Annotated in this window: 19 protein-coding genes; 17 read left to right on the forward strand and 2 right to left on the reverse strand. The window is 61.0% G+C overall.

Features of this window, described 5'->3' with window-relative positions; genetic code table 11:
• Nucleotides 1-97 precede the first annotated feature (97 nt).
• Nucleotides 98-1,195 carry an FUSC family protein gene (locus FHT84_RS01965; RefSeq protein WP_113250456.1) on the forward strand — a complete coding sequence of 366 codons (1,098 nt, stop codon included), beginning with the start codon at nucleotides 98-100 and terminating at the stop codon, nucleotides 1,193-1,195.
• Between the two features lie 171 nt (nucleotides 1,196-1,366).
• Here FHT84_RS01965 and FHT84_RS01970 read toward each other — a convergent pair whose 3' ends face one another.
• Entirely contained in the window at nucleotides 1,367-1,645 is a 279-nt protein-coding gene (locus FHT84_RS01970; RefSeq protein WP_112344811.1) for an HU family DNA-binding protein, read from the reverse strand.
• Nucleotides 1,646-2,000: 355 nt separating this feature from the next.
• On the opposite strand from FHT84_RS01970, the gene FHT84_RS01975 reads away from it, so the two are divergent.
• The 7 genes from FHT84_RS01975 to FHT84_RS02005 all read left to right on the forward strand — a co-directional run bounded on the left by FHT84_RS01975 (nucleotide 2,001) and on the right by FHT84_RS02005 (nucleotide 8,425).
• Nucleotides 2,001-2,222, forward strand: coding sequence for a hypothetical protein (locus FHT84_RS01975; RefSeq protein WP_112344812.1), 222 nt, complete (start codon nucleotides 2,001-2,003; stop codon nucleotides 2,220-2,222).
• Between the two features lie 166 nt (nucleotides 2,223-2,388).
• Complete coding sequence (locus FHT84_RS01980) at nucleotides 2,389-3,387, forward strand: Tim44 domain-containing protein (RefSeq protein WP_112344813.1); 999 nt, start codon at nucleotides 2,389-2,391, stop codon at nucleotides 3,385-3,387.
• A gap of 194 nt (nucleotides 3,388-3,581) precedes the next feature.
• Nucleotides 3,582-4,406 carry an aldolase gene (locus tag FHT84_RS01985; protein WP_112344814.1) on the forward strand — a complete coding sequence of 275 codons (825 nt, stop codon included), beginning with the start codon at nucleotides 3,582-3,584 and terminating at the stop codon, nucleotides 4,404-4,406.
• A gap of 21 nt (nucleotides 4,407-4,427) precedes the next feature.
• The gene (locus FHT84_RS01990; protein WP_112344815.1) at nucleotides 4,428-5,585 is read left to right on the forward strand and encodes a Gfo/Idh/MocA family oxidoreductase; all 1,158 of its coding nucleotides are present in this window, start codon (nucleotides 4,428-4,430) and stop codon (nucleotides 5,583-5,585) included.
• Nucleotides 5,582-6,253 (forward strand): D-lyxose/D-mannose family sugar isomerase, encoded by a 672-nt coding sequence (locus tag FHT84_RS01995; protein ID WP_112344816.1) that lies wholly within the window; start codon nucleotides 5,582-5,584, stop codon nucleotides 6,251-6,253. Before FHT84_RS01990 ends, FHT84_RS01995 begins: the two co-directional genes overlap by 4 nt.
• Complete coding sequence (locus FHT84_RS02000) at nucleotides 6,253-7,311, forward strand: carbohydrate kinase family protein (RefSeq protein ID WP_112344817.1); 1,059 nt, start codon at nucleotides 6,253-6,255, stop codon at nucleotides 7,309-7,311. The genes FHT84_RS01995 and FHT84_RS02000 overlap by 1 nt, the downstream gene beginning before the upstream one ends.
• Nucleotides 7,312-7,414: 103 nt before the next feature.
• Entirely contained in the window at nucleotides 7,415-8,425 is a 1,011-nt protein-coding gene (locus FHT84_RS02005) for a zinc-dependent alcohol dehydrogenase family protein (protein WP_112344818.1), read from the forward strand.
• A 24-nt stretch (nucleotides 8,426-8,449) separates the two neighbouring features.
• Here FHT84_RS02005 and FHT84_RS02010 read toward each other — a convergent pair whose 3' ends face one another.
• A complete protein-coding gene (locus FHT84_RS02010; protein WP_112344819.1) occupies nucleotides 8,450-9,469 on the reverse strand; it encodes a LacI family DNA-binding transcriptional regulator in 1,020 nt (339 codons plus the stop codon).
• A gap of 502 nt (nucleotides 9,470-9,971) precedes the next feature.
• On the opposite strand from FHT84_RS02010, the gene kdpF reads away from it, so the two are divergent.
• From kdpF to FHT84_RS02055, 9 genes are all read left to right on the forward strand, one after another.
• On the forward strand, nucleotides 9,972-10,061 hold the full coding sequence (kdpF, locus tag FHT84_RS02015; RefSeq protein ID WP_041678183.1) for a K(+)-transporting ATPase subunit F: 90 nt from the start codon (nucleotides 9,972-9,974) through the stop codon (nucleotides 10,059-10,061).
• 27 nt (nucleotides 10,062-10,088) lie between these two features.
• Nucleotides 10,089-11,792, forward strand: a complete 1,704-nt coding sequence (gene kdpA / locus FHT84_RS02020; protein WP_112344820.1) for a potassium-transporting ATPase subunit KdpA — start codon at nucleotides 10,089-10,091, stop codon at nucleotides 11,790-11,792.
• Nucleotides 11,793-11,804: 12 nt separating this feature from the next.
• Nucleotides 11,805-11,966 carry a hypothetical protein gene (locus FHT84_RS02025; RefSeq protein ID WP_162737013.1) on the forward strand — a complete coding sequence of 54 codons (162 nt, stop codon included), beginning with the start codon at nucleotides 11,805-11,807 and terminating at the stop codon, nucleotides 11,964-11,966.
• Between the two features lie 48 nt (nucleotides 11,967-12,014).
• On the forward strand, nucleotides 12,015-14,102 hold the full coding sequence (gene kdpB / locus FHT84_RS02030; protein ID WP_112344821.1) for a potassium-transporting ATPase subunit KdpB: 2,088 nt from the start codon (nucleotides 12,015-12,017) through the stop codon (nucleotides 14,100-14,102).
• 12 nt (nucleotides 14,103-14,114) lie between these two features.
• Complete coding sequence (locus FHT84_RS02035; protein WP_112344822.1) at nucleotides 14,115-14,720, forward strand: K(+)-transporting ATPase subunit C; 606 nt, start codon at nucleotides 14,115-14,117, stop codon at nucleotides 14,718-14,720.
• A 58-nt stretch (nucleotides 14,721-14,778) separates the two neighbouring features.
• Nucleotides 14,779-17,490, forward strand: a complete 2,712-nt coding sequence (locus FHT84_RS02040; protein ID WP_112344823.1) for a sensor histidine kinase KdpD — start codon at nucleotides 14,779-14,781, stop codon at nucleotides 17,488-17,490.
• Complete coding sequence (locus FHT84_RS02045) at nucleotides 17,487-18,179, forward strand: response regulator transcription factor (RefSeq protein WP_112344824.1); 693 nt, start codon at nucleotides 17,487-17,489, stop codon at nucleotides 18,177-18,179. The genes FHT84_RS02040 and FHT84_RS02045 overlap by 4 nt, the downstream gene beginning before the upstream one ends.
• A 102-nt stretch (nucleotides 18,180-18,281) precedes the next feature.
• Nucleotides 18,282-18,737: a PTS sugar transporter subunit IIA gene (locus tag FHT84_RS02050; RefSeq protein ID WP_112344825.1), complete on the forward strand. Its 456-nt coding sequence runs from the start codon at nucleotides 18,282-18,284 to the stop codon at nucleotides 18,735-18,737.
• Between the two features lie 159 nt (nucleotides 18,738-18,896).
• The gene (locus tag FHT84_RS02055; RefSeq protein ID WP_183760896.1) at nucleotides 18,897-19,925 is read left to right on the forward strand and encodes a sulfate ABC transporter substrate-binding protein; all 1,029 of its coding nucleotides are present in this window, start codon (nucleotides 18,897-18,899) and stop codon (nucleotides 19,923-19,925) included.
• Nucleotide 19,926 lies beyond the last annotated feature (1 nt).

Genomic DNA, 19,926 nt, shown 5'->3' on the forward strand with positions numbered 1-19,926 from the left:
GCCGGTTCGCCGGGCGATCGGCGGCATTGCATCAAAGGGGAGGGGCAAGACCCAAACGGCCATTGTCAGCATACGTTTCCAGACGAAAAGTTGCGCGATGACCGAGCCCGCATCTCGCCAAAGCCAGCCTCCGTCAAAACCAAAAACATCCCTCGTTCAAACCCAGCGCGCAGCGGTGCAGGCGCTGCGGGTCATGATCGCCTGCACGATCACCTATGCCATCTCCCAGCTTCTCCACCTTCAGCAAGGTTATTGGGCTGTCTTCACCGTGCTGATCGTCATGCAGGCTTCGGTGGGCGCGACGGCCGGCATGGCTGTCGATCGCTTGGTGGCGACGGTCGCCGGGGCGATACTTGGAGGCATGGCGGTATTCGTGACACCGCAGGATCCGCTCGCCATCGGGATCGCGCTGATCTGTGTCGTCGGCTTTTCGAGCTTCGTGGCAGCGCGCCTGCCTCGCCTGCGCAATGCCGGGCTGACGGCGGCGATCGTCATGCTCACTCATTCCGCCGCCGTTCCCGTCGAGATTTTCGTGATCGACCGCATTGCCGAGATTACGCTCGGCGGTGTCGTCGGCGTGCTCGCCAGCCTCTTCATCCTGCCGACGCGTTCGCGGACCGTGGTGCTCGATCGCTTCGGATCCGCCCTCGACCTCATGGCGCAGATATTGCGCACGCTTGCATCGGCGGTCGAAAAGGGCGAGCCGGTCTCCGCCTCGCAAGCCAATATCGCGCTGCGCCAATCCCTGATGGCGACGGAGGCGCTTTTGACCGACGCGCAGCGCGAACGCGCCTTCTGGCTGACGAGGCAGGGAATTTCAGAAGCCATCCCGCGCTCGCTCTGGCGAATTCGCAACGACATGACCTATGTCAGCCACATCGTGGAAACGCCTTTCCCGCCGGCGATCGTCGAAGCAATCGGGCCGCAGGCAGGGCAAGTGCTCGAGGCACAGGCCCGCTTCGCGGAAGCGTGCGGCCGGGCACTGCGTGACGGTGGCGAGATCGATCCAGAGATGCTTTCGGCCGGTGACGCGGCTTTCGAGGCCGCATTCAGCGCACTTCAGCGTTCCGAGGCGGCTCAATCGATGGATTTTAGCGAAACGGGCCGCCTATTCGGTCTCGATTTCACCTTGCGCCGCATACGTCAGAATTTTCTGGATCTTGCCGATCGCATTCGCGAGAGCAAGATCAGTTGAAGCGGCGAACCGTGTACCGACCTATTTCGGGACGCGTTAGCTGGTCTTGCGATGTAATCATCCGGAACCGATCACGCAGCGGCGTTCGCCTTCGCTTGAAAAAGCAAACAGCCGGCCCCAACGATAGAGCCGGCCATTGAATCATCGGATCTTAACGATCCGGGATCGGGATTACTTGTTGAGCGCATCCTTCAGCGCCTTGGCGGGCGTGAAGGCAAGCTTCTTCGATGCGGCAACCTTGATGGTTGCGCCCGTTCCCGGGTTGCGCGCTTCGCGCTCCGGAGTGTCCTTGACCTTGAATTTGCCGAAGCCCGGAATCGAGGTTTCGGCGCCGGAGGTGGCGGCTCCGGTGATGGCTGCAAAGACGGCTTCTACGATTGCCTTGCTCTGGACTTTGGTGAGCTTATGCTCTGCGGCAATCTTATCTGCGATTTCATTGGTAGTGGTCATGAGGCTTCCCCCGCATTGATGACGCCGGAATCATTTCCATTGCCGGTGCCTATTGTCACGTGGGGTCCTGCCCGGAAAGGCCGAGAATGCCTGCATTTCCACAATTTCCGACGTATTGAAGCCATTTCGGACGCTTTCCGCGGGTGATTTTCCAGTTGAAGAACAGGCCAGCAGCCAGCAGGTGAGCGGTCGGCGGCATCCGGGGGCGCCTGCGAATCTGCTGAAAAGTCCGGAATCGGCGGCTCCAGCGCGCCTTTTCGCCATGCGGATCCGGCCTGTGGCGGCGTAATCGAGGCTGGTCTTTCGCAGGGAGGGCCTATAGAGGCTTGCTCACGATGAAGGAATGGGACAGGCAATGGAACACGAGATCAAGATAGACAATCGTGGCGATTTCGGGCTTTGGGCGATCGAGGTCGCAAAGCAGATCATCAGCGATGAGGGCTTTGAGCTGGCAAGAGCCGCGCGTGACGGCACGGACGATGATGTCCGCGCCGCCGGCAATGCGCTCGGGCAGGCGATCACCAATGCGCTGATGGAAGTTTATGACGGTCTGACCGAAGGTGCGGATGAAGACTAGCATCGTCTCCGGAGGCTGCGGCCTGTCATCCGCATGCTCGCGCGATCGGCATGCTCAGGATTGAGCTTTTCAAGCTGCACCAACTTAAAATCGCACCTTACAATCATGAGCCGGCATCCCCATATAGAGGGCAAATTCGTCTTTCTGCCCTATGACAGGAGAGCCAATGTTCAGTGCAGTACCGCGTTTTGCCAAGATCGCAGCTATCGTCGTCCTTGCCGCCGCTTCGTCCGTAGCGACCTTTGACGCCGCCGATGCGCGTCGGGCTGGATCCAGCGGATTCGGAAGCCGCGGGATGCGTACCTTCGATACGCCGGCCATTACGAGGACAGCGCCCACGCAGGCAGCACCCATTGACCGGACGATGACGCAGCGGCCGCCGCAGCAGACGACGAGCCAGCCGCCGCTTGGCGCGCCACAGCGTCCAGGCCTTTTCGGCGGCTTCGGTGGGTCGATGATCGGCGGACTGATCGCCGGTGGCCTTCTCGGCATGCTGCTCGGCCATGGTTTCGGTGGCGGAATCGGCTTCCTCGGTATGCTGCTGCAGATCGGCTTGATCGTGCTGCTCATCAGCTTTGCCATGCGGTTCTTCGCAAACCGCCAGCGCACGCAATATGCAGCACCGGGATCAGGCACGCCCTACAATGTGAATCCGATGAACAATGCGAGCGCCTCGCAGCGTCCCTCCTTCTCCATCCCGTCTCTCGGTGGCGGAGCGGCGGCTGCGCAGAAAGCACGTCAAGCCAATGACGAGATCGGGTTGCACCAGGCCGATCTCGATCGCTTCGAGCATCTCCTGACCGAAATCCAGTCGGCCTATGGCAAGGAAGACTACGCCACGCTGCGCCGGCTGACCACGCCGGAGGCGATGTCCTACCTGGCCGAAGAGCTTGGGGAAAACGCGACGAATGGCGTGCGCAACAGCGTTTCCGATGTCCGCCTGCTGCAGGGCGATATTGCCGAGGCCTGGCGCGAGGATAACGCCGAATATGCAACGCTTGCGATGCGCTATTCGAGCATCGATGCTCTGGTCGATCGCACGACGGGAAAGCTCGTTGATGGCGACGATCGCAATCCTTCGGAAACGACCGAACTGTGGACCTTCGTGCGCAAGCCGGGTTCGGACTGGACGCTTTCAGCAATCCAGGGAACGGAACAGCACTAATCCTACGCAGCTTCCGCAAAGGGCCGCCCCACGAGGATCGGGGGCGGCCAGCCTTATCCGAAAACTGACTGTGCTCCCCGTTTGACCCTGGAGAGGTCGAGCAGATGTCGAGGACGATCGGCATCCGCCTTGACTCGCCAAATCCGTCCTCTAATGTGCATGTGTGGAAACGTTACCACATCGGGAGGAAACAGATGAAATCGGCGCGGCTCAACCGCCTCTTCGGCGTGTCCGGAAATTGCTTCGATGTTGCCATCGATCATGGCATGTTCAATGAACGGACCTTTCTTTCCGGCATCGAGGATATGCGGACAGCGATCAAGGTCATTGCCGATGCCGCGCCCGATGCCATCCAGCTTCCGCCGGGCACTGCGCCGATCCTCCAGGCAATTCCCGGCAAACATCGGCCGGCTCTGGTGCTGCGGACCGATATCGCCAACATCTACGGCAATCCGCTGCCCTCGGCGCTGTTTTCCGAGATGATCGACCGGGGTGTCGAGCAGGCATTGGTATTGGATGCAGCCTGCGTCGTCGTCAATCTTCTGATGCTGCCTGACCAGCCGGAGGTTTATCGCGCCTGCGTGCGCAACGTGAACAGCCTGAAGCGCGAATGTGAGATTTACGGCATGCCGCTGATGGTCGAGCCGCTGGTCATGCAGGACAATTCCAAGGGCGCCTATATGGTCGATGGCGCGATCGACAAGATCCTGCCGCTGGTACGCCAGGCTGCCGAACTCGGCGCCGACATCATCAAGGCGGACCCCTGTGACGACGTGCAGGAATATCACCGCGTTATCGAGATCGCTCAGGGCTTGCCCGTACTGGTGCGAGGCGGCGGCCGCGTCTCGGATCAGGAAATTCTTTCCCGCACGAAACAGTTGATGGAGCAGGGCGCCCGCGGCATCGTCTATGGCCGCAACGTCATCCAGCACAGTAACCCCGCTGGCATGACGCGCGCCCTGATGGCGATCGTCCACGAGGAGGCTTCCGTCGAAGACGCCTCGCGGCATCTCGTCTGACGCATCCTGGGAGGAGGAAACATGAAGAAGGTATTTCGCTTCGGCGTCATCGGCTGCGGCCTGATGGGGCGTGAATTCGCAAGCGCTGCGGCACGCTGGCTGCATCTTGCCGACACCAGGGCACGGCCGGAAATCGTTGCCGTCTGCGATACCAATGCGGCACTGCTGGACTGGTTCAAGGACAATGTGCCGTCGGTCCGGCAATTCACCAACGACTATAAGGAACTGCTCGCCAATCCGGATGTCGACGCGGTCTATTGCGCCGTGCCGCATGTGCTTCATCAACAGTTTTACGTCGATATCCTGAAGGCCGGCAAGCATCTGCTCGGCGAAAAACCGTTCGGCATGGATGCGGCACAGAACCGCGAGATCATGGCGGTGCTTGCCGAGAATCCGAAGCTTCTGGTTCGTTGCTCGTCGGAAATGCCCTTCTTCCCTGGAGCGCAGAAGGTCATTGCGCTCGCTGAAAGCGGCGAGATGGGCGATATCCTCGAAGTCGAGGCCGGTTTCCTGCATTCTTCCGACATCGACAGGCAAAAGCCGATCAATTGGAAGCGCATGGCCGATATTAATGGCGACTATGGCTGCATGGGTGATCTTGGCATGCATGTGCTGCATGTGCCCCTGCGGCTCGGCTGGCGCCCGCAAACCCTCCATGCGCAGCTGGTCAAGAAGATCACCGAGCGCCCGGACGGCAAGGGCGGCATGGTGCCGTGCACGACCTGGGACAATGCAACGATCAGCACACGCGTCAGTGCAGGTGGCCAGGATTTTCCGATGGTGCTGAAGACGTGGCGCATCGCGCCGGGCGAAGCCAATAACTGGTATATTCGGATCCTCGGTATGAAGAAGAGCGCGTTCTTCACCACCAAGTCGCCGCGGCAATGGCAGTGGATGGACTATACCGGTGGCGCGCAGGCATGGAGCACCGAAGATTTGGGATACGGTTCGCTTTTCCCGGCGATAACAGGCAAGATCTTCGAGTTCGGCTTCGCCGATGCCATCCAGCAAATGTGGGCCGCCTTCGTCGACGAATTGGCAGGCGGAAACGCCAATGGCTTTGCCTGTGCGACGCCCGAAGAAGCGCAGGCGCATCACGCAGTGCTGACGGCGGCGCTGAAATCCGGCCGTGAGAATATCGTCGTACCCGTCGATTACGAAGGAGCGGCCGCCCGATGAAGCGCTCCGAAATCAACGAAGCGCTGCGGCGCGCAAGCAAAACCCTAGACCATTGGCGCTGGTCGCTGCCGGAATGGGGTTATTGGACTGCGGCGGATTTCGCCACCAATCAGGAGGCGGCGCGCTATTTGCGTGCCCATCAATTGGGGTGGGACGTCACCGATTTCGGCTCCGGCCGTTTTGCCGAATGCGGCCTCGTGCTCTTCTGCCTGCGCAACGGTATCGTCGGTGTCGAAGGCGAGCGGACCTATGCCGAGAAGCTGCTTTTCGTCGAGGAAGGGCAGATGACACCGACGCATCGTCATCAAGCCAAGATGGAAGACATCATCAACAGGGCCGGCGGTGATCTCGTCATCGAATTCGCCGCGACCGACGCGGAAGGCAATGTGCTGCAGGATGATGTCACCGTTCCGGTTGACGGCTTGCCGAGGAAGCTTGCCGTATGGGAGCCGCTGGTTCTCTCGCCCGGCCAAAGTGTCACGATTCGAACTGGGCTCTATCATCGGTTCTACGGCCGCAAGGGCGGCGGGCCTGTGTTCGTCGGCGAGGTCAGTCAAGTCAACGACGACAATACCGATAATTACTTTCTGGAACCGATCGGGCGCTTCGCCGCGATCGAGGAGGACGAGCCGCCGCTCAGACCCCTATGGAATGAGGCAGGTGGCTGATGCGGACCGGGGAGGAGGTTCAAGGCGGCGAAAAGAAAGACAAGGGAGGTATCGTTTGCGCGGGAAACTTCATCGTCGACCGCGTGCACACGCTGTCCTATTGGCCCGAGCAGGGTGATCTCGCCCATATCCTGCATCAGGATGTGGGGGTCGGGGGAGGGGCTGCCAATGTCGTCACCGACCTGGCCTCGCTCGGCTTTCCCGGAAAGCTCGCCGCCGCCGGCTGTATCGGCGCGGATATCGACGGAGAGATCGTCAAGACACGGCTTCAGAGCGCCGGCATCGATGCGAGCGGTCTGCGGCAGCTTCCGGACCACGCGACGGCGCACACGCATGTCATGAACGTGCCGGGGCAGAACCGCACCTTCTTCTATCATGGCGGCGCCAACGACGCGGTGACGGATGCGCTCGTCTCAGCCGGCGTCTTTGCGGATGCCGGCTATCGCTTGTTCTATCTCGGCTATCTCATGCTGCTGCCCGGTCTCGACACGCTCGATGCGGACGGCCGATCCGGGGCATCGCGCCTTTTGGAGGCCGCGCGCAATGCGGGCCTGACCACCTGCGTCGATTTCGTCTCCAGCGAAGATCCGGAGTTTGCGGTCAAGGTTGGCGCGGCGCTGCCATATTGCGATTTCCTTGTCATCAATGAAATCGAGGCGGGGCGGGCAACCGGCGTAACCGTACGCGACGGGAAGGGAGAGTTGATCGAAGCCGCACTTCTGACGGCCGGCGAGCGGCTGCTGGCGGCAGGCGTCGCCAGGGGTGCGATCATTCATGCTCCGGAAATCTGCTTCTGGTTTGCGCCTGGGCACTCGCCTATTGTTTGCAGATCGCGGCCGGTCGATCCGGCTGAAATCGTCAGTACGGTCGGCGCCGGCGATGCCTTCTGCGCCGCCGTACTTTACGGCCTGCATGAAGATTGGCCCGTCGAGCGCATCTGCGCCGCCGCCCATGCCGCCGCTGCCCGTTGCCTGGGAGGCGCGACCGCGACCGACGGCATCCCCGACATGGCAACGCTTCTGGAGGATGTGACGGCGATGCAGCATGCCTGCGTATGACGTGTCGGTTGCGAAGCGGTAACGCGTATCATTGGATGCTATGGTGCCGACGGGAGCGGCGCGATAGGATCAGGAAATTGAACCTTATGCTCGGAGGAGGAGAATGAGGGCAGTCCGTTTGGAAGCGATCGGATCCATGGCCATGCGCAATGTGGAAAAGCCGAGCGCCGGACCTGGAGACATCATCGTCCGGGTGCTGGCCGCCGGCGTCTGCGGATCCGACCGGCATATGTACAAGGGCGAATATCCGACTTCCATGCCTGTCGCGTTGGGCCATGAATTCTGTGGTCTCGTCGAGGAAGTGGGCGAGGGTGTTTCATCCTTCATGGGCGGTGAGCTCGTGACGGTGGACCCGAACATTGCCTGCGGTACTTGCCACGCCTGCCGGCACGGGCGGCCGAATCTCTGTGCCAATCTGAAGGCCATCGGGGTGACGCGGGATGGCGGCTTTGCAGACTATGTCGCGGTTCCCTGCGGCCAGGCGTTCACCCTGCCTCCCGATCTCAATCCCGTCCACGGCGCTTTTTGCGAGCCGCTTGCCTGCTGCATTCATGCCATCGACAAGGCGAAGATCCGCCGGGGCGATAGCGTCGCTATATTGGGCGGCGGCGTGATCGGCCTGCTCATGGTGCAGCTGGCCCGCCTGGCCGGCGCGGACCGGATCATCCTGATCACGAGACAGCTGTCGCGGCGCGAGGCGGCGCTGCGGCTGGGGGCGACGCTGGCCCTCGATCCGACGGCGACCGATGCCGTTGCCGCCGTCCGGGATGCGACCGGCGGTGGCGTGGATGTCGTCATAGAATGCGCCGGCGTTCCCGAAACGCTGCAGACCGGCGTACGGATGGCGCGGCGCGGCGGAGTCTTCGTCCTCTTCGGGGTAACGCCGGCGGGTCTCGAAGTGCCCGTTCTGCCGTTCGATCTGCTCGTCAACGAGGTCGAGATCAGGCCGGCCTATCTCAATCCCTTCACCCATTCCCGCGCGGCCGCCATGGTGGCGAGCGGTATTCTGGAACTGGATTCGCTTGTCACGAAGACCATAGGTCTTGAAGAGGTGGCGAGCGTGGTCGGCAGCGCACCATTGGCCGGTGAGATCAAGGTCATTGTCCGACCGTAAAAGCCGATTGACGGCGGTGCGCATTCATTTGCGGACAGGGCCGGTGGAGTCGCGCGTGATCAATCTGACAGGTATTTTGACGATCGCGTCTTCTCGCGATTCGCCGTCTGCCTCTTGCTCTTCGATCAGGGCCTCCAATCGCCGGACTGCCTGCTCGCCAACACCGCGGATCGGCTGCGCGACGGTCGTCAGGCGTGGAAAGACATAGGCGGCCTCCGGCAGATCGTCGAAGCCGATGACGGAATAGTCGCGTGGTACGGAAAAGCCGTGATCCTGAACGGCATGGATTGCGGCGATCGCCGAAATATCTGTTGTGCCGATGACGGCTGTTACTTCGGGCCTGGAGGCCACCAATTTCCTTGCGAGCGGATAGGTCGCCGCGAAGCTTTGTTCCTCGGCCATGGCCACCACCGCCGGTGCTATGCCAATCTCGGCCATTTCCGCCCCGATGCCGCGAAGGCGAAGCTGGACCGGCTGGCTATGGGCAGGGGCGCCAACAATGCCGATTACGCGATGGCCGAGGCTGATCAGATGGCGGGCCATCAGGCGCCCGCCCTCCTCATGATCGGCCATGACGGCATCGCCGGCAATTCCAGTCAGTTCACGGTCTATGGCGACGATCGGGATCTGCGCGTCGCGCAGCGCTTCGAAATGTTCGGTGCTCCCGAAGGCGCTCGCGACGATGACGCCGTCGACGCGCTGGGATAGGAGCATGGAGATGTAGCGCGCCTCGTGATCCATATTTTCGGCCGTGCTGCAGATCAGGGTCTGATAACCGCGTCGGAACAGTTCCTGCTCGATGGCATGGGCCAGAATGCCGAAGAAAGGCACGTCGATCGATGGCAGCATCAGCCCGATCATCCGGCTCGGTGCGCCGCGCAGCATGCGTGCTCCCTTGCTCGGCGTATAGTTGAGCGTGCGGATGGCGGCCTCCACACGCTCCCGCAGCTCCGGAGAGGCATAGCCGCTATTATTCAGCACGCGCGAGACTGACGAGACCGATGTTCCTGCGAGCTTGGCGATATGTCTGATGCTGGTGGTCACGGGCTCGCATTTCTTTGTCTGGCGGTCGAATAGTCGTAGGACAAGTTATCAAAACTCGATCCGTATGCCGTGGACTAAATCACTGGCGGGAAACGGCATCAAGCGTGATGCGGCGCTCAGCATTCATATCTCGCCACACTCCTTTTCGACCGTCTCAGGTTTGCGGTCCAGGTGCGGAATGGAAACATCTCCGCTCGTCTCGGCAATCCCATGGGCATTTATAAGATTTTTATATCTTCCCCTGTCGGCCCGTCTCGAACCTTAATGCGGTTCGGTCGCATATTGTATGGCGAAGATACACCTGAAGTGCTCTTCCCCCAGGCAGAATGAAAAGAGGCGCCTTCATGCAAGGCGCTCCCTACTATTTTCTGTCATCAACAATAACAATCAAGGACTCGCGATCGATGATGGACATTATTCTTGTCGGGATCGGCGTTTTATTCTTCCTCCTTTGCGTCGCCTATACCAAGGCTTGCGACAGCCTATAGTCGGAGAGACGGCAATGCTTCTCGATTACATTCTCGGTGGCGGCGTGACGATCTTTCTCACCGTCTACCTGGTCTATGCTCTTATTCGCCCCGAGCGCTTCTGACAGCGCTGGATAGGGAAAGTTACCTCCATGACCTTCAACGGATGGCTTCAGATCCTCCTTTATATTGGGATCCTTCTCCTGCTCGTCAAACCGCTCGGCGGTTACATGACGCGTGTCTTTACCGGCGAGCGCACCTTCCTCTCCTTCGTCCTCCGTCCTGTGGAACGGGGGCTTTATCGTTTGGCCGGCACGGATGAGCGCGAAGAGCAGCACTGGACGACCTACTCGGTTTCCATGCTGCTGTTCAGCCTCGCGGGCTTCCTCGTTCTTTACGCGCTGCAGCGACTGCAAGGCAGTCTGCCGTATAATCCGGCCGGCATGACCGCAGTCGGCCCGGAACTGTCCTTCAACACGGCAACGAGCTTCGTCACCAATACCAATTGGCAGAACTACGGCGGCGAAAGCACGATGTCCTACCTCGTGCAGATGGCCGGCCTGACGGTGCAGAACTTCGTGTCTGCAGCAACCGGCATTGCGATCGCCATTGCGCTGATCCGTGCTTTCGCACGTGCTTCGGGTAAGGCGATCGGCAACTTCTGGGTCGATATGGTCCGCGCGACGCTCTACGTCCTCTTGCCGATCTGCATCGTGCTGACGATTGTTTTCGTCTATCTCGGCGTGCCGCAGACGCTCGGTCCCTATGTCGATGCTACGACGCTCGAAGGCGCGCGGCAGACGATCGCCGTCGGTCCCGTCGCCTCGCAGCTTGCCATCAAGATGCTCGGCACGAATGGCGGCGGCTTCTTCAATGCCAACTCGGCGCATCCGTTCGAAAACCCCGATGCCATCTCCAACCTCCTGCAGATGCTGGCGATCTTCGCCATCGGCGCAGCGCTGACCAACGTCTTCGGCCGCATGGTCGGCAGTCAGCGCCAGGGCTGGGCGATCCTGGCTGCGATGGGCACGCTGTTCATCGCCGGCGTGATCGTCACCTATTGGGCTGAAGCGGCAGGCAATCCGCTTGTTCATGCGCTCGGTATCCAGGGCGGCAATATGGAAGGCAAGGAAGTCCGCTTCGGCATTGCCGCCTCTTCGCTCTTCGCCGTCATCACCACGGCCGCATCCTGCGGCGCGGTCAACGGCATGCTCGACAGCTTCACCGCGATCGGCGGCCTGATCCCGCTCATCAACCTGCAGCTTGGCGAAGTCATCGTCGGCGGCGTCGGCGCCGGTTTCTATGGCATCCTGATGTTCGTCGTCATCGCCATCTTCGTTGCGGGTCTGATGGTTGGGCGCACGCCGGAATATCTCGGCAAGAAGATCGAGGCCAAGGACGTGAAGATGGCAATGCTTGCCGTGCTTTGCCTGCCCTTCGGCATGCTGATCTTCACGGCGATCTCCGTTGTATTGCCCTCCGCCGTTGCCTCGATCGCGAATGCCGGTCCGCACGGCTTCTCGGAAATCCTCTATGCCTACAGCTCGGCCGCGGCAAACAACGGCTCGGCCTTCGGCGGTCTGACCGGCAATACCTCCTGGTACAACATCACGCTCGGTATCGTCATGCTGATCGGCCGCTTCCTGGTCATCGTTCCGGCCCTTGCGATTGCCGGTTCTCTGATCAGCAAGAAGACGGTTCCTGCCTCGGCCGGTACCTTCCCGACGGATGGCCCGCTCTTCGTCGGCCTCCTGGTCGGCACGATCCTGATCGTCGGCGGTCTGACCTTCTTCCCGGCGCTGGCACTCGGACCGATCGTCGAACATCTGTCGATGATCGTAGGCCAGACCTTCTAAGGAATGACGGCCATGAGCCAACCGCTTCTGGGCAAGCTTAGAAAAGTCATCGATCCACGCCCCTTCGACAGGGGGCGTGGCCCGGCCGGAACGACCTGCGCGTCCGATGCCATCTTGCTGGCAATGGCCGCACTGTTCCTCGGCATTGTCGTCTTCGGATTTTTGATCGGCTGATCGGCGGCGTTCCGATCTGACGTTTTCCTCTTCACGCTGGAGCCTCTTATGAGCCAGTTAAAATCAGCGAGTATTCTGGATTCTCGCATCCTCGTTCCGGCGATCGGCGCTTCGTTCAAGAAACTGAACCCGCGCACGCTTGCCAAGAACCCCGTCATGTTCGTGGTCGCCGTCGTTTCGATGCTGACGACCGTCCTCTTCCTGCGCGATCTCGTGACCGGCGGCGGCAATCTCGCCTTCTCGCTGCAGATCAATATCTGGCTGTGGTTCACGGTGCTGTTTGCCAATTTTGCCGAAGCGGTAGCGGAAGGTCGCGGCAAGGCGCAGGCGGATTCGCTGCGCAAGTCGCGCACCGAAACGCAGGCGAAGCTGCTCGTCGGCAACAGCCGCACCGATTACAAGATGGTGCCCGGCACCAGCCTTAAGGTCGGCGATGTCGTCCTGGTCGAAGCCGGCGATATCATCCCCTCGGATGGTGAGGTCATCGAAGGCGTCGCTTCCGTCAACGAAGCCGCGATCACCGGCGAATCTGCGCCTGTCATCCGTGAATCGGGCGGCGACCGCTCTGCTGTGACTGGCGGCACGCAGGTCCTGTCGGACGAGATACGTGTGCGGATCACCGCTGCCGCTGGTTCGACCTTCATCGATCGCATGATCGCGCTGGTCGAAGGTGCAGAACGGCAGAAGACGCCGAACGAAATCGCGCTCAACATCCTGTTGGCCGGTATGACGCTGATCTTCGTGCTCGCGACCGTCACCATCCCGAGCTTCGCCGCTTATGCCGGCGGCTCGATCCAGACTGTCGTGCTTGTTGCGCTCTTCGTCACGCTGATCCCGACCACCATCGGCGCTTTGCTTTCGGCGATCGGCATTGCCGGCATGGACCGTCTGGTGCGCTTCAACGTGCTCGCTATGTCCGGCCGCGCCGTCGAAGCCGCCGGGGACGTCGACACGCTGCTTCTCGACAAGACTGGTACGATCACGCTCGGCAACCGCCAGGCGACCGCCTTCCGCCCGGTCCGGGGGATCAGCGAGCAGGACCTTGCCGATGCCGCGCAGCTTGCCTCCCTTGCCGACGAGACGCCCGAGGGCCGCTCGATCGTCGTGCTTGCCAAAGAGAAATATGCGATCCGTGGCCGCGACATGACGAGCCTGAAGGCGACCTTCGTTCCCTTCACGGCCCAGACCCGCATGAGTGGCGTCGATCTCGATGGCTCCTCGATCCGCAAGGGCGCTGTCGATGCCGTGGTCGCCTATGTCGAAGGTGCGGCCAATGACACGACGGAAGGCACGGCCGTGATGTCGCGCACGACGAGTGAAACGTTGCGCGAGCTGCAGGTGATCGCCGACGAGATCGCCAAGGCCGGCGGCACGCCGCTTGCCGTGGCGCGAGACGGTCGTCTTCTCGGCGTCATCCATCTTAAGGATATCGTCAAGGGCGGCATCCGTGAGCGTTTTGCGGAACTGCGCCGCATGGGTATCCGCACCGTGATGATCACGGGCGACAATCCGCTGACGGCCGCCGCCATTGCCGCCGAAGCCGGCGTCGACGACTTTCTCGCCCAGGCAACGCCCGAAATGAAGCTGGCGCTGATGCGTCAGGAGCAGGCACAGGGCAAGCTGGTCGCCATGTGCGGCGACGGCACGAACGATGCGCCAGCGCTCGCCCAGGCCGATGTCGGCGTCGCCATGAATACCGGTACGGTCGCCGCCCGCGAAGCCGGCAACATGGTCGATCTCGACAGCGACCCGACGAAGCTGATCGAGATCGTCGAGATCGGCAAGCAACTGCTGATGACGCGCGGTGCGTTGACCACCTTCTCCATCGCCAACGACATCGCCAAGTATTTCGCCATCATTCCGGCCATGTTCATCGCCTTCTATCCGCAGCTGAAAATGCTGAATGTCATGGGGCTGGCAACGCCGCAAAGCGCCATTCTTTCGGCCATCATCTTCAATGCGCTCATCATCGTCGGACTGATCCCGCTATCGCTGAAGGGGGTCCGCTACCGGCCGATCGGCGCCGGCGCGCTGCTCAGCCGCAACCTGCTGATCTATGGCCTCGGCGGCATCATCGTCCCCTTCATCGGCATCAAGGCCATCGATATGGCGATCACCGCCATCGGCCTCGCCTAAGGAGTTTCTCTCATGTTGAAACAAATCAGACCCGCCATCGTCATGATCGTCGCCACGACCGTCCTGACCGGCCTTGCCTATCCGCTTGCCATGACGGGTGTCGCCCAGACGCTCTTTCCCCACCAGGCCAATGGCAGCCTGGTGGAGAAGGACGGCAAGGTGATCGGCTCCAGCCTCATCGGCCAGAATTTCACGGCGGATAAGTATTTCCACGGCCGCCCTTCGGCCACGACCGGCGCCGATCCGAATGATCCGACCAAATCGGTTTCCGTACCTTACAACGCCGCCAACTCCGGGGCCTCCAATCTCGGTCCGACCAATTCGAGCCTGATCACCCGTATCAAGGGGGATGCTGCGACATTGCAGGCGCAGAACCCGAATACGCCGGTTCCGGTCGATCTGCTCACCACTTCGGGCAGCGGTCTCGACCCGGATATCTCGCCTGAAGATGCCTATTTCCAGGTTCCGCGCGTCGCCAAGGCCCGCAACATGGATGAGGCTAAGGTCAAGTCGCTCGTCGATGCTGCCATCGAGCCCCGCGAGCTCGGCGTTCTCGGCGAGCCTGTGGTCAATGTGCTGGCATTGAACCAGGCGCTCGATGCTTCTATGACTCAATAAGTTGAAGGGATTGAGACGGTTAGCGCCGTCTCAACCTATCAGGAAAGACGACTCTCGAATGGCAGACGACAGCCGCGACATGTTGAGCAGGCCTTCCCCCGATGCGCTTCTCGAAAAGGCGCGGGCCGAGACACGCGGACGGCTGAAGATATTCCTGGGAGCGGCACCCGGCGTCGGCAAAACCTATGAGATGCTGATGTCAGGCAGGGCGAAGATCGCCGACGGTGTCGATGTCGTGATCGGCGTTGTCGAGACCCACGGCCGCCGCGAGACGCAGGCGCTGCTGGAAGGGTTTGAGATCGTTCCGCGAGTCAATGTCGACTATAAGGGCAGGGCGCTCGAGGAGATGGATCTCGATGCCATCCTGAAACGCCGCCCCGACCTGGTGCTGGTCGACGAACTTGCTCATACCAATGCCCATGGCAGCCGGCATCCCAAACGCTACCTCGATGTCAAGGAACTTCTTGACCGTGGGATCGATGTCTACACGACGCTGAATATCCAGCATGTCGAAAGCTTGAATGACGTCGTCTCGCAGATTACCCGCATCCGGGTGCGCGAGACGGTACCGGATTCGATCATCGACATGGCCGATGATGTCGAGATCATCGATCTGACGCCGGATGATCTCATCAAGCGGCTACATGACGGCAAGGTCTATGTCTCGAAGACGGCCGAGCGGGCGCTGACCAATTATTTCACGCCCGGCAACCTGACGGCCTTGCGCGAGCTGGCGCTGCGACGCACCGCCCAGCGCGTCGACGACCAGCTGCTGACCCATATGCAGGCGCACGCGATCCAGGGCCCTTGGGCTGCCGGCGAGCGCGTGCTCGTCTCTATCGATCATCACCCGCGCTCTGCCGCGCTGGTCCGCTACGCCGCACGCATGGCCGCGCGCTTGCGTGCCCCCTGGGCAGCCGTCTATGTGGAGACCAACCGCTCGATCAGTTTGAGCGAGGCGCAGCGCGACACGATTGCCGCAACGCTCAGGCTCGCCGAACAGCTTGGTGGTGAAGCCATCACACTTCCAGGTCGGGAGGTGGCGGAGGAGCTGCTTCGTCATTCTGCCAGCAACAACGTCACACACATCGTTATCGGTTCGCCGAAAATCGGCTCATGGCGTGATTGGTCTCGCCGCTCAGTTTCTTATGATCTCATTCGCAAGGCCGGGGATATCAGCGTCCATGTCATTTCCGGTAGCGAAGCGGATGGTCAGGCAGCGAGCCGCGGCGTCAAGGTCGCGCCTTCACCGCCTCCCTTCCAGCTTCGCGGCTATGTTCTGGCGACGCTCTATGTCGCCATCGCGCTGGGCTTTTGCGTCATCCTCGATCAGGTGCTGGATGTCCGCAATCTGGCGCTCGTTTTCCTGATGGCGGTGCTGGTAAGCGCCGTGACCCAGGGTCTGCGTCCGGCACTTTACTCCTGTTTTCTCGGCGCGCTTGCCTTCAACTTCTTCTTCCTGCCGCCGCGCTATACGCTGACGATCAGCGATCCGGAAAGCGTGCTTGCCTTTTTCTTCTTCCTTGGTGTCGCGGTCATTGCGAGTAATCTGACGGCGACGGTGCAACGGCAAGCGGCTGCAGCGCGACAACGGGCACGAACGACGGAAGACCTCTATCTCTTCTCCAAGAAGCTCGCCGGCACAGGTACGCTCGATGATGTTCTCTGGGCCACCGCCTTTCAGCTGGCCTCGATGCTGAAGCTGCGGGTGGTGCTGCTTCTTCCCGAACATGGCACGATCGCCGTCAAGGCCGGCTATCCGCCCGACGATACGCTCGATGATGCCGATATTGCCGCGGCCCGCTGGGCCTGGGAGCACAATCATGCGGCAGGCCGTGGCGCGGATACCCTGCCTGGCGCGAAGCGCCTTTATGTTCCGCTCCGCACCGGTCGAACCGCTGTCGGCGTCATCGGCCTCGACAGCGATCGCCGCGACGGTCCGCTTCTGACGCCGGAACAGCAGCGGCTGCTCGATGCGCTCGCCGATCAGGCCGCACTTGCCATCGAGCGCGTGCAGCTGGTGGCCGATGTCGACCGCGCGAAACTCGCCGTTGAGGCCGACCGGCTGCGCTCCGCACTGCTGACCTCGATTTCGCATGATCTGAAGACGCCGCTCGCTGCCATCCTCGGCGCAGCGGGAACGCTGCGCGACTACCTTCATTCGCTACCGCCTGAGGATCGCGTCGATCTCCTGTCGACGGTCATCGACGAATCGGAACGCCTCAACCGCTTCATCGCCAATCTTCTCGACATGACCAAGATCGAGTCCGGTGCGATGGAGCCGAATTACGCCCTGCATTATGGCGGCGATATCGTCGGCAGCGCGCTGCGGCGGGCGGAAAAAATCCTGGCTCATCATCGCGTCGATGTGCAGATGCCCGTCGATCTGCCGATGGTGAAGGTCGATCCGGTGCTGTTCGAACAGGTGCTGTTCAACCTGCTCGACAACGCCGCCAAATACGCGCCTGAGGGATCGGCCATCCGCCTGGAGGCCTGGGCGGATGTCGACAATATCGTCTTCCGCGTGATGGACGAGGGACCCGGCATTCCGCCCGCCGACCTCGAACGCGTCTTCGATACGTTCTACCGCGTGCGCAAGGGCGATCAGGTGCGCGCCGGCACCGGCCTTGGCTTATCCATCTGCCGCGGCTTCATCGAGGCGATGGGCGGCACGATCGCCGCCGGCAATAGAACTGATCGGCAAGGGGCTGTCTTCACTATTCGCCTGCCGAAACCAACAGATGTCCCGAAGCTGGATGAACTGAAATGAACACCACTGCCGTCAAGATTCTCGTTGTCGATGATGAGCCGCCGATCCGCAAATTGCTGCGCGTGGGCCTCGGTGCCCAGGGCTATGTCGTCAATGAGGCGCAGAGCGCCGCGTCAGCCCAGGCGTCGATCGATGAAGACCAGCCTGATCTGATCGTGCTCGATCTCGGCCTGCCGGATAAATCAGGCCATGATCTGTTGCTCGGTTGGCGCGAGGATGGGGTGCAGATCCCGGTCGTCATTCTGTCAAGCCGCACGGATGAGGCGGGCATCGTCAAGGCGCTCGAGAGTGGCGCCGACGATTATGTGACCAAGCCTTTCGGCGTCAACGAGCTTGCCGCCCGCATCCGTGTGGCGCTGCGCCATCGGCTGCAACAGCAGGGCGAGAAGGCGATTTTCCAGACCGGCGGTCTTTCCATCGATCTCGTCAAGCGCATCGTCAAGGTCGACGGCAAGGAGATCAAGCTGTCGCCGAAGGAATACGACATCCTGCGCGTGCTCGCCCAGCACGCCGGCAAGGTGCTGACGCACCAATTCCTGCTGAAGCAGATTTGGGGACCGGCGGCCGATGTGCAGTATCTGCGCGTCTATGTCCGCCAGCTCCGACAGAAGATCGAGGAGATTCCCGATCAGCCGCACTATATCACCACCGAGACGGGCGTCGGCTATCGCCTGCGCGAGCCGGATTGAAGCCATCAAGACTTCGGATCCGTTATCGAGGTGGCTTAGCCTCGATCTTCCGGCGATGAAAATCATTCCAGAACGACCGATTGCCCGACTCTGAGTGCGACCATGGACCTTTCCACGATCATTCTTCCCGAACACGTCTTTGTCGGATTGGCGGCTCCGACCAAGTGGCGGGCGCTGCAGATGCTGTCGTCGAAGGCGGCGAGTTGCTTCGGCTTGGATGAGGCAATGGTTCTGCGCGTACTGGAGGCTCGCGAGAAGCTCGGCACCACAGGCATCGGCAACGGCGTTGCCGTTCCGCATGCCGCCATTGCCGGCATGACGAGGCCGCGCGGATTGATGGTGCACTTTGCCCATGCCGTCGATTTCGAGGCTATAGACGATATTCCGACGGAATGGGCGTTCGTGCTGCTTTTCGGGGAAGGCGGACGGAGCGACTATCTGAATGTGCTTGCCGCGATTGCCAGACGGCTGCGGACCGAGGGCGTTCTGACGGCGATGCGGCAGGCCAGGAGCGCCGACGAACTCTATTCGGTCTTCATGTCCGACTCCATCGCCTGAGGTGCTTGGATCGCACCCTCGTCGCTGTTCGGGAATGTGATTTCACTTTTCAAGATTCTATGGGATGCTGTTCTCCGGAGTTCCTTAAAACGGGAACGGTCTTCGTTACTTTATACGACCAAGTTGATAGGGTTTAAGGACAACGAAGGGGGTGCATCCATGCAGACGATAAAGCTTTCCCGGCTTCTCGCCACCGCAGTTCTGATCGGTAGTTTTTCGGTCGCGGCCGTCGCGCCGACCTGGGCGGCGGACAAGACGTTTCTCAATGTTTCCTACGATCCGACGCGTGAATTGTATAAGGATTTCAACGCGGCTTTTGCCGCCAAGTGGAAGAAGGACAGGGGCGAAACCATCAATATCAAGGCTTCGCATGGCGGTTCCGGCGCGCAGGCCCGTTCGGTCATCGATGGTCTCGACGCCGATGTCGTGACGCTGGCGCTCGAAGGCGATATCGATGCGATCGCCAAGGCGACGCACAAGATTCCCGCCGACTGGAAGACCAAGTTCCCGAACAATTCCGTTCCCTATACTTCAACCATCGTCTTCCTGGTGCGCAAGGGCAATCCTAAAGGCATCAAGGACTGGGGGGATCTGGTCAAGGACGGCGTTGAAGTCATTACGCCGAACCCGAAGACGTCGGGTGGTGCCCGCTGGAACATTCTGGCAGCATGGGCCTGGGCCAAGCAGGCCAATGGCGGCGACGATGCCAAAGCGCAGGACTACGTCGCAAAGCTCCTGAAGCATGTCCCGGTTCTCGATACCGGCGCGCGCGGCGCGACGACGACCTTCGTGCAGCGTGGCCTCGGCGATGTTCTGCTCGCCTGGGAAAACGAGGCCTATCTCTCGCTCGACGAGCTCGGCCCCGATCAATTCGAGATCGTGACTCCGTCCGTCTCGATCCGAGCCGATCCTCCGGTTGCCGTTGTCGACGGCAATGTCGACACGAAGGGTACACGCAAGGTCGCGGAAGCCTACCTCAACTATCTGTACTCGGATGAGGGTCAGAAGATCGCCGCCAAGCACTATTATCGGCCGATCAAGCCGGAAGCTGCAGACCCCAAGGATGTTGCCCGTTTCCCGGCCTTGAAGCTGGCAACCATTGACGATTTCGGCGGATGGTCTCAAGCTCAGCCGAAATTCTTCGCTGACGGAGGCATCTTCGATCAGATCTACAAGCCGGGACAGTAAG

Origin of the sequence: Rhizobium sp. BK289 (genome assembly GCF_014193575.1) — a bacterium.
Lineage (GTDB): Bacteria > Pseudomonadota > Alphaproteobacteria > Rhizobiales > Rhizobiaceae > Rhizobium > Rhizobium tropici_C.